This window comes from Streptococcus constellatus (assembly GCF_902167705.1).
Classification (GTDB): domain Bacteria; phylum Bacillota; class Bacilli; order Lactobacillales; family Streptococcaceae; genus Streptococcus; species Streptococcus constellatus_A.
This window is the reverse complement of sequence record NZ_CABHMZ010000028.1, coordinates 81,879-95,281: the sequence shown is the minus strand read 5'-3', so window position 1 is coordinate 95,281 and position 13,403 is coordinate 81,879. Positions and strand designations below refer to the sequence as shown.

The window sequence follows — 13,403 nt, the reverse complement described above, 5'->3', positions numbered from 1 at the left end:
CCGAACACAGAAGTTAAGCCCTAGAACGCCGGAAGTAGTTGGGGGTTGCCCCCTGTGAGATAGGGTAGTCGCTTAGCATTTATCCGGCATAGCTCAGTTGGTAGTAGCGCATGACTGTTAATCATGATGTCGTAGGTTCGAGTCCTACTGCCGGAGTTGCATATGATTAGAAATCTTGTTTAAACAAGATTTCTTTTATTTGTGTTCAACTTTTTGCTTAACTAATCTTTTATTGTAAAGATTTGTAAGCTTGTTAGTTTTTTGATTGTTCTTTGATAATGTAATATGTTTCTAAAACAATAAAAATTGACTCTATCATGATGATAGAGTCAATTTTTATGCAAAAAATGCTTGGTATAGTGCTTTAATAGCTGCTTTTTCTTGTTCGGAATTGATAACAATCATGATTGAAACTTCACTAGATCCTTGTGAAATCATTTGGATATTAATATGATTATCTGATAATGCTTTTGTTGCAGTAGCGGTCAAACCAATATGACTTTTCATTTTTTCACCGACAATCATAATGATTGAGAGATCATGTTCGATTTCTGCGTGATCGACTTCTAACTTTTGTCTTAATTGCCGAAGAATTTCTTCCTCTTTAATGGGGGTTAATTCACGATCCCGAAGAATAATAGATAAGTCATCGATACCGGTAGGCATGTGCTCCCAGCGGATATTTAGATCTTCCAATATTTGCAGAACTTTTCTACCAAAACCGATTTCACGGTTCATGAGGTATTTAGACATGTTGATGCTTGTGAAATGGGCATCTGCAGCAATACCTACTACAGGGAAGTCCCTGTTGCTGTGCTTTAAAACAATTTTTGTCCCAGGATGAGTGGGATTGTTTGTATTTTTAATAACGAGTGGAATTTTCCCACGGTAAGCTGGAATGAGTGCTTCGTCATGTAATACAGTAAAGCCTGCATAAGCTAATTCGCGCATTTCACGATAAGTTAATTCTGGAATAGAGTGTGGCATGTGGATAATGCCAGGGTGAGCTGCAAAAATACCATCAACATCTGTAAAATTTTCGTAGAGATCAGCTTTTACACCGGCAGCAATAATGGATCCAGTAATATCGGACCCGCCACGTGAAAAGGTGCAAATTTGATCGTCTTTTGTTACTCCAAAGAATCCTGGGATAATTAAGACTTCATCGGCTTCATTTAATTCTTCAATTTTATCATAACTGGAGGGGAGAAGTCGCGCATTTCCTGGTTCGCTGGACACAATGAGTCCTGCTTCTCTGGGATGAACATAGCGAGCATCTACACCATTTTGGGTAAAATAAGCCGCAATGAGTTTCGCATTGTTGTTTTCACCTGCAGCAAGAAAAGTATCGTACAAGAATTTATTGTCTTCGATGGGAAGGCTTGCGAGTTTTTGGATACTTTTTGAAATTCTCTCTAGAATATTTGGCTTGAGCTGCAGTTCTATCGCCATATCTCGATAACGCTGAATAATCCATTGTTGGTGTTTTGTTACGTCATTTCCAGCAACATAGTCTCGATAATATTTAACGAGGGCATCTGTTACCTTTGTATCCTGAGTGCTTCGCTTTCCAGGCGCAGATACAACCACGAAGCGACGTTCGGAATCTGCTTTAATAATCTGTAATACTTTTTCCAATTGGCTAGCAGAAGCAAGTGAGCTTCCTCCAAATTTAACAACTTTCATAACTTCTCCTATTAGCTGATTGTTTAAATTATAGCAAAATTCTGAAATCTTTTCAAATTTGTTTGTGCATACTTGCGAAAGCAAATTGTTTATGCTAGAATATAATAAATTATTTGATAGTCAAATAATTTAATTGACAAAGAAAAGAATTGTCGGAGGCAATTTAATGCAATTTGAAAATATTTTATATAGTGTCAATGACGGTGTTGCAACATTGACTTTGAATCGCCCAGAGGTTTCCAATGGGTTTAATGTTCCCATGTGTGAAGAAATTTTAAGAGCGATAAAAATGGCTTCTGAAGATGAAGAAATCCAAATATTGCTCATCAATGCAAATGGGAAAGTATTTTCTGTTGGTGGTGATTTAGCAGAAATGCAGCGTGCGGTGGAGGCAGATGATGTTCAGTCTTTGGTCAAAATCGCTGAATTGGTAAATGAAATTTCTTACTCAATGAAACAACTATCTAAGCCAGTCATTATGAGTGTGGATGGGCCAGTCGCTGGTGCAGCAGCTAATATGGTAGTCGCCGCGGATTTCTGTATTGCAACGGAGCGTTCTCGTTTTATTCAAGCTTTTGTGGGGGTAGGTCTTGCTCCGGATGCAGGAGGACTGTATTTGCTTGCAAGAGCGATTGGTGTGACGAGAGCAACTCAATTAGCAATGACGGGAGAACCATTAAATGCTGAAAAAGCTTTAAATTATGGTCTCTTGTATAAAGTTTGTGAGGTTGAAAAGTTAGAAACTACAACAAATCAGTTGATTAAAAAGTTAAAACGGCATTCACTCAACTCATATCGTGCTATTAAAGAATTAGTGTGGAAAAGTTTATTTACTGGCTGGAATGAATACGCCAATCTCGAATTGGAGCTACAGAAAACTTTAGCCTTTACAGAGGATTTTAAAGAGGGCGTTCGAGCTTATTCTGAGAAACGTCGACCAAAATTTTCTGGGAAGTAAAAAAATAGTTGCAATTTATTTTGATATCTGATATACTTTTTTAGTCAAATGTTTTGATAGTAAAAGTTTTTGTTAGAGGAGGATAGATTTTTGGATTACCAATTGGTCAATGATTATTTAACATCTATTTTCAATAATGTGTTGGTTATTGAAGAATCTAGTTTGAGAGGCAGTCGCTTCAAAGATATCTCTATCAAAGAAATGCACACGATTGATGTTGTTGGAAAAAATCCCAATGCGACTCCTAGTAGCGTAGCAAAGGAATTGATGGTGACATTAGGAACCGTAACAACTAGTTTAAATAACCTCGAAAGAAAAGGTTATATTGAACGGACACGTTCAGAAGTTGATCGTCGTGTGGTTCATCTGAATTTGACAAAAAATGGTCGCCTGATTTATCGCTTGCATAGAAGATTTCACAAGAGAATGGTTGAAAGAATCATTGAAGGAATGGATGCTGAAGAGATGAAGGTCATGGGGAAAGGGTTAACTAATCTGTATCATTTTCTAGAGGATTTGAAATAATGAACTATGCTAAAATTAGTCAAGTCGCTCATTATGCTCCGAGTCAAGTGGTTACAAATGATGATTTGGCAAAAATAATGGATACGAGCGATGAATGGATTTCAAGTCGAACAGGAATAGAACGTCGTCATCTATCACAGACAGAATCAACGAGTGATTTGGCTACTAAGGTGGCAAGACAATTGTTGAAAAAGGCGAACATCAATGCAGATGAGTTAGACTTTATCATTGTGGCAACTATCACCCCAGACTCTATGATGCCTTCAACGGCTGCACGAGTTCAAGCGAATATTGGTGCAAATCATGCTTTTGCCTTTGATTTGACAGCGGCTTGCAGTGGCTTTATCTTCGCTTTGTCAACAGCTGAAAAGTTGATTTCCTCAGGTTGTTATCAGAAGGGTTTTGTTATAGGAAGTGAAACCTTATCAAAAGTTCTTGATTGGTCTGATCGTTCAACTGCGGTTCTTTTCGGTGATGGTGCTGGTGGTGTTTTGCTAGAGAGCTCAGAGCGGCAGCATTTTTTAGCTGAAAGTCAATATACGGACGGTTCGCGCGGGGAAAGCTTGACTTGTGGTAAGTTTGGTTTATCTTCACCTTATTCTGAAAAGGAAGAAGCGGCACCATATTTGACGATGGATGGTCGTAAAATTTTTGATTTCGCTATTCGAGATGTGGCAAAATCTATAAAAAATACGATTGAATCTAGTGATATTCAAGTACAGGATATTGACTATTTACTATTACATCAGGCCAATATTCGTATTTTAGATAAAATGGCGAAAAAGATTGGTGCAGCGAGGGAAAAACTTCCTGCAAATATGATGGAATATGGGAATACGAGTGCAGCGAGCATTCCAATTCTTTTATCTGAGTGTGTTGAAAAAGGACTTATTCACCTTGATGGCAGTCAAACAGTTTTGCTGTCAGGATTCGGTGGAGGTTTGACATGGGGCACACTTATTGTTACAATTTAGTTATTATGTGGTAAACACATGAATATAAATATTTATTTTTAAAGGAGTCTATCATGGCAGTATTTGAAAAAGTACAAGAAATTATTGTGGAAGAACTTGGTAAAGAACCTTCAGAAGTTACTCTTGAGTCAACTTTTGATGATCTTGACGCAGATTCATTGGATTTGTTCCAAGTCATCTCAGAAATTGAAGATGCATTCGATATTCAAATCGAAACCGAAGAAGGATTGAACACAGTTGGTGACTTAGTTGCCTACGTTGAAGAAAAAACAAAATAAAAAGATGAAACGGGGCTGAGATAAGATTCTCGCCCTCTTTTGAAAAAGGTATTGAGGTAGGCAGTAAAGTTGACTGTATAACCGATTTTCTTTTGAGAAAAGATCAAGAGACAGTTAATTTTGCTGGGGTGGAACAATAAAATCTATGGTTGGATGGCATGTTTCACTCCCTCTTGTTTAGGTAATAGTTTGATTTTCAAAGTATACAAGTGCTTGAATTGAAAGGATTGAGCCATTACTTAAGCAATATAAAGGAAGGTATTATGCAAACACGTGTTACAGAATTGTTAAATATTAAATATCCTATTTTCCAGGGTGGGATGGCCTGGGTTGCTGATGGTGACTTGGCTGGTGCAGTTTCTAAAGCTGGAGGTCTTGGAATTATTGGTGGTGGTAATGCACCAAAAGAAGTTGTTAAAGCTAATATTGATAAGATTAAATCATTAACAGACAAGCCTTTTGGTGTGAATATCATGCTGTTGTCTCCTTTTGTGGAAGATATTGTTGACTTGGTTATTGAAGAAGGTGTCAAGGTTGTGACAACTGGTGCAGGAAATCCAAGTAAATATATGACTCGTTTCCACGATGCAGGCATCACAGTCATTCCGGTGGTACCAAGTGTAGCATTGGCTAAGCGAATGGAAAAAATTGGTGCAGATGCGGTGATTGCTGAAGGAATGGAAGCAGGAGGCCATATCGGGAAATTGACTACGATGACATTAACTCGTCAAGTCGTTGAAGCTGTTGATATTCCTGTGATTGCAGCAGGAGGAATTGCCGATGGTCATGGCGCAGCTGCAGGCTTTATGCTTGGTGCAGAAGCTGTGCAAGTAGGAACGCGTTTCGTTGTTGCGAAAGAGTCAAATGCGCATCAAAATTATAAAAATATGATTTTGAAAGCTCGGGATATTGATACAACCATTTCTGCTCAACATTTTGGTCATGCAGTACGAGCTTTGAAAAATAAACTAACTAGAGAATTTGACCAAGCAGAAAAGGATGCTTTTAAGCAAGAAAATCCTGATTTAACTGTTTTTGAGAATTTAGGAGCTGGCGCTCTTGCAAATGCAGTTGTTCGCGGTGATGTTGAACATGGCTCTGTCATGTCAGGACAAATTGCGGGGCTTGTCAGCAAAGAAGAAACAGTTGAAGAAATTTTGAAAGATATTTACTACGGTGCAGCAGAGGTAATCCAAAAAGAAGCTAGCCGTTGGGCAGGAGTAACTAGAAATGACTAAAACAGCCTTTCTATTTGCAGGTCAGGGTGCTCAGTATCTGGGAATGGCTCGTGACCTTTACGATCAGTATGATGTAGTGAGGGCAACCTATGATGAAGCAAGTCAAGTATTAGGCTATGATATACGTTTTTTGATTGATTATGAAGAAGAAAAACTCAATCAGACACGTTATACTCAGCCAGCGATTTTGACCACTTCGGTTGCTATTTACCGACTATTGCAAGAAAAAGGAATGCAAGCTGATATGGTAGCAGGCCTTTCTCTTGGAGAATACTCTGCCATGGTAGCAGCAGGTGTTTTGGATTTTAAAACAGCGGTTGCTTTGGTTGAGAAGCGTGGTGCTTTAATGGAGGAGGCGGCTCCTGCTGGCTCTGGTAAAATGGTTGCGGTTTTAAATGCGGATTTAGCTACAATTGAAGCAGCCTGTCAAGCAGCTAGTCAGCTAGGAATTGTATCACCAGCAAACTACAATACACCTAGTCAGATTGTCATTGGTGGCGAAGCAGAAGCGGTTGACAAAGCTGTGGAATTGTTAAAAGAAGCTGGTGTGAAACGCTTAATTCCGCTTAAAGTTTCTGGTCCATTTCATACAGCTTTGTTAAAGCCAGCAAGTGATAAATTGGCAAAAGTTTTAGAAACAGTTGAATTTGCTGATTTCAAACTTCCTTTGGTAGGAAATACCGAAGCAACTGTCATGGAACAAGGAAAAATTAAGGAACTCTTAACTCGTCAAGTTATGGAACCAGTTCGGTTTTATGATAGTATTGCAACGATGCAAAAAGCTGGTGTAACTGATTTTATCGAAATTGGTCCAGGTAAGGTTCTGTCTGGTTTTATTAAAAAAATTGACAAATCAGCGAAGGTAGCTCAAGTAGAAGACATAACTAGCTTGTCTGCTCTTCTAGAAGATAAGGAATAGGTATGGAACTTAAAGGAAAAAATATTTTTATAACTGGTTCGACACGTGGGATTGGGCTTGCAATGGCTCATAAGTTTGCGAGTCTAGGTGCCAACATTGTTTTAAACGGTCGCCGTGAGATTGATGAAGGGCTCATCTTTGAATTTTCAGATTATGGGGTACAAGTGATTCCGATTTCTGGTGATGTGTCAGATAGCACAGATGCCAAGCGAATGATAGAGGAAGCTATCGAAAAACTTGGAAGTGTGGATATTCTGGTCAATAATGCAGGTATCACAAAAGATAAACTCATGTTGAAATTAACTGAGGAAGATTTTGAGCAGGTTTTGAAAGTGAATCTTGTGGGTGCTTTTAATATGACACAAGCAGTTTTGAAGCCGATGACCAAAGCTCGTCAGGGAGCTATTATCAATGTGTCTAGTGTTGTTGGATTGACTGGGAATATCGGTCAAGCAAATTATGCAGCTTCTAAAGCTGGGCTGATTGGTTTCACAAAATCTGTGGCGCGTGAAGTAGCAGCTCGTAATGTACGAGTAAATGCTATTGCGCCAGGTATGATTGAATCAGATATGACCGATGTTTTGTCTGATAAAGTGAAAGAAGCTACGTTAGCTCAAATTCCGATGAAGCGTTTTGGTAATACCAGCGAAGTAGCAGAAGTGGCAGCCTTTCTAGCTCGTCAAGAGTATTTAACTGGGCAAGTCATTGCTATTGATGGTGGGCTAACCATGCAGTAGAAGGAGACTAGAACTTATGAGTTCAGTCTAGGTATTCAACATATTTTCTTAATAAAGGAGTTTTAAATGAAACTAAATCGAGTTGTTGTAACAGGATATGCCTTGACTTCCCCTATTGGAAACACACCAGAAGAATTTTGGAAGAGTTTAAAAGAAGGCAAGATTGGAATTGGTCCAATCACGAAATTTGACCATAGTGATTTTGCAGTTCACAATGCTGCAGAAATTCAGGATTTTCCTTTTGATAAATATTTTATCAAAAAAGATACCAATCGATTTGATAACTATTCCCTTTATGCTCTTTATGCCTCTCAAGAAGCTATAAATGATGCAAAATTAGATGTTGAAACAATCGATCATGATCGTTTTGGTGTTATTGTGGCATCAGGAATTGGTGGTATTAAAGAAATTGAAGATCAAGTTCTTCGTTTGCATGAAAAAGGTCCAAGACGTGTCAAGCCAATGACATTGCCAAAAGCTTTGCCGAATATGGCAGCGGGGAATGTCGCTATGCGCTTTGGTGCAAATGGAATTTGTAAATCCATTAACACGGCTTGTGCTTCTTCAAACGATGCTATCGGAGATGCTTTTCGCTCTATAAAATTTGGTTTTCAAGATGTCATGTTAGTTGGTGGATCTGAAGCTTCCATTACACCGTTTGCTATTGCTGGTTTCCAAGCCTTAACAGCGCTTTCTACGACAGAAGATCCAGCTCGTGCTTCTATTCCATTTGATAAAGATCGGAATGGCTTTGTTATGGGTGAAGGTTCTGGTATGTTGGTTCTAGAGAGTTTGGAACATGCTGAAAAACGTGGAGCAACGATTTTGGCAGAAATCGTTGGTTATGGAAATACTTGTGATGCTTATCATATGACGTCTCCACATCCAGAAGGAGCTGGTGCGATTAAGGCGATTAAATTGGCGCTTGATGAAGCTGAAATTGAACCCTCAGACGTTGCGTATGTCAATGCTCATGGAACTTCAACTCCAGCTAATGAAAAAGGTGAAAGTCAAGCAATCGTTGCAGTTTTAGGAAAAGAGGTACCGGTTTCTTCTACGAAATCCTTTACCGGTCACTTGCTTGGAGCAGCTGGAGCCGTTGAAGCCATTGCAACGATTGAAGCGATGCGTCATAATTTTGTGCCGATGACTGCGGGAACACAAGAGCTTTCAGACTACATGGAGGCAAATGTCATCTATGGTCAGGGACAAGAATATGATATTCCGTATGCGATTTCAAATACCTTTGGTTTTGGTGGGCACAATGCAGTTCTTGCATTCAAGCGCTGGGAGGCTTAAATGAATATCAATGAGATCAAAGATTTGATGGCTCAATTTGACCAATCAAGTTTGCGTGAATTTTCTTATAAAAATCAAAGTGATGAATTAACGTTCAGCAAAAACGAAAGAACAGTTGAATCAATTGCTCCTTCTGCAGAGGATTCAACAGTGAACACCAATCTTGTTTCACCAGTAGAAGTTGCCCAGCCAACTGTTACTCCAATTGTGGAGGAAACGGTTAGTCCAGAAGTACCAACAGCTGAAGGCGATGTGGTTGAAAGTCCCTTGGTTGGAGTTGCTTATCTTGCTTCTGGACCTGATAAACCTTCCTTTGTTTCCGTTGGCGACCAAGTGAAGAAGGGGCAAACCTTGATGATTATTGAGGCTATGAAAGTGATGAATGAAGTTCCGTCACCTAAAGACGGTATTGTGACAGAAATTCTTGTGCAGAATGAAGAAATGGTCGAATTTGGGAAAGGTCTGGTGCGGATTAAATGATTGATATCAATGCGATAAAAGAAGCTCTTCCACATCGTTATCCTATGCTGTTGGTTGACCGTGTTTTGGAAATAAAAGAAGACGAGATTGTGGCTCTGAAAAATGTTACGATTAATGAACCTTTCTTTAACGGTCATTTTCCTGAATATCCTGTCATGCCTGGTGTCCTCATCATGGAAGCTTTGGCTCAAACGGCCGGCGTTTTGGAATTGTCCAAGGAAGAAAATAAAGGGAAATTGGTTTTTTATGCCGGGATGGACAAGGTGAAATTTAAGAAGCAAGTTGTTCCTGGGGATCAGCTCATCATGACAGCGAAATTTGTGAAACGCCGTGGAACGATTGCTGTTGTGGAAGCCAAAGCAGAAGTTGACGGGAAGTTGGCAGCGAGTGGTATTTTAACTTTTGCCCTCGGACAATAAAAGGAGATTTCACCATGTTTCGTAAGATTTTAATTGCCAACCGTGGGGAAATTGCGGTTAGAATTATTCGAGCAGCCAGAGAATTAGGAATTGCGACAGTCGCAGTTTATTCTACGGCTGATAAAGAAGCTCTCCACACCTTACTGGCAGATGAAGCGGTTTGCATTGGTCCAGCAAAGTCAACGGAATCCTATCTCAATATGAATGCGGTTCTTTCTGCGGCAGTTTTGACTGGGGCAGAGGCGATTCATCCAGGTTTTGGTTTTTTGAGTGAAAATTCTAAGTTTGCGACCATGTGCGAGGAAGTTGGTATTAAATTTATCGGTCCTTCGGGAGCAGTAATGGATTTAATGGGTGATAAAATCAATGCGCGTGCTCAGATGATTAAGGCTAATGTGCCTGTAATCCCAGGTTCTGATGGCGAAGTTCATACGTCAGACGAAGCACTTGCAGTTGCAGAAAAAATCGGCTATCCAGTCATGCTAAAAGCTTCCGCTGGCGGTGGTGGTAAAGGCATTCGGAAAGTCGAAAAGGCAGAAGATTTAGTAGCCGCCTTTGAATCGGCTTCCAGCGAAGCCAAAGCGGCTTTCGGAAATGGCGCCATGTATATGGAGCGAGTCATTTATCCAGCTCGGCATATTGAAGTCCAAATTTTGGCTGATCAACATGGTCATGTCGTTCATTTAGGCGAGCGCGATTGTTCACTTCAAAGAAATAATCAAAAAGTGCTGGAAGAAAGTCCGTCGGTTGCGATTGGCAAGACCCTTCGTCGTAAAATTGGCGAAGCTGCTGTGCGAGCTGCTCAATCGGTTGGCTATGAAAATGCAGGAACGCTTGAATTCTTATTTGACGAAGACAAAAGAGAATTTTATTTCATGGAAATGAATACTCGTGTTCAAGTGGAACATCCGATAACGGAATTTGTAACGGGTGTAGATATTGTCAAGGAGCAAATAAAAATTGCTGCGGGGCAAGAATTGCCTTTTAGTCAAGAAGATATTCATATAACAGGTCACGCTATTGAATGTCGAATCAATGCGGAAAATCCTGCATTTAACTTTGCGCCAAGTCCAGGAAAAATTTCAAATCTCTATCTACCAAGTGGTGGTGTGGGGCTGCGTGTGGATTCGGCAGTTTATCCAGGCTACACGATTCCGCCGTATTATGACAGTATGATTGCCAAGATTATTGTGCATGGTGAAAATCGATTTGATGCACTAATGAAAATGCAGCGCGCACTCTATGAATTAGAAATTGACGGTGTTGTGACAAATAGCGGTTTCCAACTGGATTTGATTTCGGATCCGCATGTTATCGCTGGAGACTATGATACAGCTTTTCTTATGGAGAAATTTTTACCAGCTTATCAAAAGAAAAATTAGAGGAGTAAAGATATAGATCATGGCTTTGTTTTCCAAAAAGGATAAATATATTCGTATCAATCCCAATCGTTCAAGTCGTGAGATACCTCAAGCAAAGCCTGAGTTTCCCGATGAATTATTTTCAAAATGCCCAGGATGTAAGCATATCATTTACCAAAAAGATTTAGGAGGCGAACGTATTTGTCCACAGTGTGGTTATACGTTTCGTATTTCAGCTTTTGAACGTCTCAATCTGACTGTAGATGCCAACAGCTTTGAGGAATTGTTTACGAGAATTGAAACAACGGATCCACTGAATTTTCCGAATTATCGTGAGAAATTGAAAAAGATTCGCGAAAAAACGAGTTTAGATGAAGCAGTACTCACAGGAATTGCGACAATTGACGGACAAAAGACGACTTTGGGGATTATGGATTCCAACTTTATCATGGCTTCTATGGGAACGGTCGTTGGAGAAAAAATTACTCGTCTTTTTGAATATGCTACAGAACATCAGTTGCCAGTCACTTTGTTTACAGCTTCTGGTGGCGCTCGCATGCAAGAAGGAATTATGAGTTTGATGCAAATGGCTAAAGTATCCGCAGCGGTGAAACGTCATTCTAATGCTGGCTTGTTTTATTTGACAATCTTAACCGATCCGACAACAGGTGGTGTGACGGCTTCATTTGCTATGGAAGGAGACATCATTCTTGCTGAAACGCAAGCACTAGTTGGTTTTGCAGGTCGTCGAGTGATTGAAACGACTGTTCGTGAAAAATTACCTGATGATTTCCAAAAGGCAGAATTTTTGCTAGAACATGGATTTGTAGATGCCATTGTCAAACGAGTAGAAATGCGCTCCACCATTGCCAAACTACTTGCTTTCCATGGAGGTAAACAATGACGAAGATTACTCGAATTATTAAAGAAGCACGAGATCAGACACGGTTGACAGCTTTGGATTTTGCGCAAGGAATTTGTGAAAATTTTATTGAATTGCATGGCGATCGCTCTTTTCGAGATGACGGGGCAGTCATTGGCGGTATTGGAACTCTGAATGGTCAACCTATCACCGTTGTTGGGATTCAAAAGGGACGTAATCTACAGGATAATTTGCAACGTAATTTCGGTCAGCCTCATCCAGAAGGGTATCGAAAGGCTCTTCGTTTGATGAAACAGGCAGAGAAGTTCGGTCGTCCTATCGTGACATTCATCAATACAGCTGGTGCTTATCCGGGAGTTGGGGCTGAGGAGCGCGGTCAAGGAGAAGCTATTGCGCGTAATTTGCTCGAAATGAGTGATTTAAAGGTGCCGATTATTGCTATTATTATCGGTGAGGGCGGTTCTGGCGGAGCGCTCGCTTTAGCGGTCGCAGATAGAGTGTGGATGCTCGAAAATTCGATTTATGCAGTGCTTAGTCCAGAAGGCTTCGCTTCCATTTTATGGAAAGATGGCAGTCGTGCTATGGAAGCTGCAGAACTTATGAAAATCACCTCTCATGAACTTCTTGACATGAAAGTGGTGGATAAGGTCATTGCTGAGACAGGGCTTAGCAATCAAGATTTACTGAACGCTGTGAAGCAAGAAATTGTTGCTGAGCTAACCAACTTATCTCAACTGCCGCTTGATCAATTGTTAGAAGCGCGTTACCAACGATTTAGAAAATACTAATCTCAAAAGAGAGAGTGGGACACTCTAAATTGAAAGTCAATAGAGTTTCTTCAAGTTACAATGTCTTGTAGTTATAACGATATAAACCAAAGAAGCTGAATTCTTTTATTTCAGCTTCTTTTTATTTTTAAAAATGTGCTTTTTGTGCTTCATTTTTTGATATAATAAGTAATGGGCGGAAGGAGAAGAGATGTTTATTATTGATTTTATCTTGCATATTGACGAGCATATTTACAATATTGCCAATGCAGTGGGTAGCTGGACTTATCTGATTCTATTTTTGGTGATTTTTATTGAAACAGCTGCTGTTGTATTTCCGTTTTTGCCAGGAGACAGCTTACTTTTTGCAGCTGGTGCCTTATCAGCCAATCCAGAAATGCATTTTAATGTTCTGCTTTTTATGCTCCTGTTTTTCGTTGGAGCTTTCGTTGGCGATACCTGTAATTTTTTTATTGGCAGAACCTTGGGCTATCGTTTTGTACATTATAAATTTTTCAGTAAGTTGATAAAAGAAGAGAATATCAAAGAAGCAGAAGTGTATTTTGAAAAACATGGTTCTACTTCCATTATTTTAGGACGTTATATTCCTATTATTCGTACCTTTGTGCCTTTTGTAGCAGGCATTAGTCAATTCCCTGTTCAGTCTTTTCTGAAACGAGCTTTTATTGCGGCCTTGTCTTGGTCTTTGATTGCGACAGGGGCGGGTTATCTTTTTGGGAATATTCCTTTTGTAAAAACTCATTTTTCAGCTATTATTTTGGGGATTGTCATTGTCACCTTACTCCCAACGGTGATAAGTGTTGTTCGAAGTGCAATGATTAAAAAGCGAAACAATCAAATGAAAAGATAAGAAAACTC

15 protein-coding genes and 1 tRNA gene are annotated in these 13,403 nt (G+C 39.7%); 15 read left to right on the top strand and 1 reads right to left on the bottom strand.

The features are described from left to right. The first annotated feature begins 82 nt into the window (after nucleotides 1-82). Nucleotides 83-156: transfer RNA gene (locus tag FQ204_RS08970), tRNA-Asn, on the top strand. 180 nt (nucleotides 157-336) lie between these two features. Here FQ204_RS08970 and FQ204_RS08965 read toward each other — a convergent pair. Further along, nucleotides 337-1,686 carry an aspartate kinase gene (locus FQ204_RS08965; RefSeq protein WP_144210809.1) on the bottom strand — a complete coding sequence of 450 codons (1,350 nt, stop codon included), beginning with the start codon at nucleotides 1,684-1,686 and terminating at the stop codon, nucleotides 337-339. A gap of 166 nt (nucleotides 1,687-1,852) precedes the next feature. Between FQ204_RS08965 and FQ204_RS08960 the strand changes: the two genes are divergently transcribed. The 14 genes from FQ204_RS08960 to FQ204_RS08895 all read left to right on the top strand — a co-directional run bounded on the left by FQ204_RS08960 (nucleotide 1,853) and on the right by FQ204_RS08895 (nucleotide 13,395). Beyond that, nucleotides 1,853-2,644, top strand: coding sequence for an enoyl-CoA hydratase (locus FQ204_RS08960; protein WP_144210807.1), 792 nt, complete (start codon nucleotides 1,853-1,855; stop codon nucleotides 2,642-2,644). Between the two features lie 90 nt (nucleotides 2,645-2,734). Next, on the top strand, nucleotides 2,735-3,169 hold the full coding sequence (locus FQ204_RS08955; RefSeq protein ID WP_022527109.1) for a MarR family winged helix-turn-helix transcriptional regulator: 435 nt from the start codon (nucleotides 2,735-2,737) through the stop codon (nucleotides 3,167-3,169). After that, nucleotides 3,169-4,143 carry a beta-ketoacyl-ACP synthase III gene (locus FQ204_RS08950; RefSeq protein ID WP_144210805.1) on the top strand — a complete coding sequence of 325 codons (975 nt, stop codon included), beginning with the start codon at nucleotides 3,169-3,171 and terminating at the stop codon, nucleotides 4,141-4,143. Before FQ204_RS08955 ends, FQ204_RS08950 begins: the two co-directional genes overlap by 1 nt. 53 nt (nucleotides 4,144-4,196) lie before the next feature. After that, nucleotides 4,197-4,421, top strand: coding sequence for an acyl carrier protein (locus FQ204_RS08945; protein ID WP_003026017.1), 225 nt, complete (start codon nucleotides 4,197-4,199; stop codon nucleotides 4,419-4,421). Between the two features lie 263 nt (nucleotides 4,422-4,684). Continuing rightward, nucleotides 4,685-5,659, top strand: a complete 975-nt coding sequence (gene fabK / locus FQ204_RS08940; RefSeq protein ID WP_144210803.1) for an enoyl-[acyl-carrier-protein] reductase FabK — start codon at nucleotides 4,685-4,687, stop codon at nucleotides 5,657-5,659. After that, nucleotides 5,652-6,578, top strand: coding sequence for an ACP S-malonyltransferase (fabD, locus tag FQ204_RS08935; protein ID WP_144210801.1), 927 nt, complete (start codon nucleotides 5,652-5,654; stop codon nucleotides 6,576-6,578). The genes fabK and fabD overlap by 8 nt, the downstream gene beginning before the upstream one ends. Before the next feature lie 2 nt (nucleotides 6,579-6,580). Then, a complete protein-coding gene (gene fabG, locus FQ204_RS08930; RefSeq protein WP_144210799.1) occupies nucleotides 6,581-7,315 on the top strand; it encodes a 3-oxoacyl-[acyl-carrier-protein] reductase in 735 nt (244 codons plus the stop codon). A 66-nt stretch (nucleotides 7,316-7,381) separates the two neighbouring features. Beyond that, nucleotides 7,382-8,614, top strand: a complete 1,233-nt coding sequence (fabF, locus tag FQ204_RS08925; protein WP_144210797.1) for a beta-ketoacyl-ACP synthase II — start codon at nucleotides 7,382-7,384, stop codon at nucleotides 8,612-8,614. Continuing rightward, nucleotides 8,615-9,094, top strand: coding sequence for an acetyl-CoA carboxylase biotin carboxyl carrier protein (gene accB / locus FQ204_RS08920; protein WP_144210795.1), 480 nt, complete (start codon nucleotides 8,615-8,617; stop codon nucleotides 9,092-9,094). Then, entirely contained in the window at nucleotides 9,091-9,513 is a 423-nt protein-coding gene (gene fabZ, locus FQ204_RS08915) for a 3-hydroxyacyl-ACP dehydratase FabZ (protein ID WP_144210793.1), read from the top strand. The genes accB and fabZ overlap by 4 nt, the downstream gene beginning before the upstream one ends. A 14-nt stretch (nucleotides 9,514-9,527) precedes the next feature. Then, nucleotides 9,528-10,895: an acetyl-CoA carboxylase biotin carboxylase subunit gene (locus FQ204_RS08910; protein ID WP_144210791.1), complete on the top strand. Its 1,368-nt coding sequence runs from the start codon at nucleotides 9,528-9,530 to the stop codon at nucleotides 10,893-10,895. A gap of 19 nt (nucleotides 10,896-10,914) precedes the next feature. Further along, nucleotides 10,915-11,778, top strand: coding sequence for an acetyl-CoA carboxylase, carboxyltransferase subunit beta (accD, locus tag FQ204_RS08905; RefSeq protein ID WP_144210789.1), 864 nt, complete (start codon nucleotides 10,915-10,917; stop codon nucleotides 11,776-11,778). Then, nucleotides 11,775-12,545: an acetyl-CoA carboxylase carboxyl transferase subunit alpha gene (locus FQ204_RS08900; protein WP_144210787.1), complete on the top strand. Its 771-nt coding sequence runs from the start codon at nucleotides 11,775-11,777 to the stop codon at nucleotides 12,543-12,545. The genes accD and FQ204_RS08900 overlap by 4 nt, the downstream gene beginning before the upstream one ends. A gap of 190 nt (nucleotides 12,546-12,735) precedes the next feature. Continuing rightward, complete coding sequence (locus tag FQ204_RS08895) at nucleotides 12,736-13,395, top strand: VTT domain-containing protein (protein WP_144210785.1); 660 nt, start codon at nucleotides 12,736-12,738, stop codon at nucleotides 13,393-13,395. The last annotated feature ends 8 nt before the right edge of the window (nucleotides 13,396-13,403 follow it).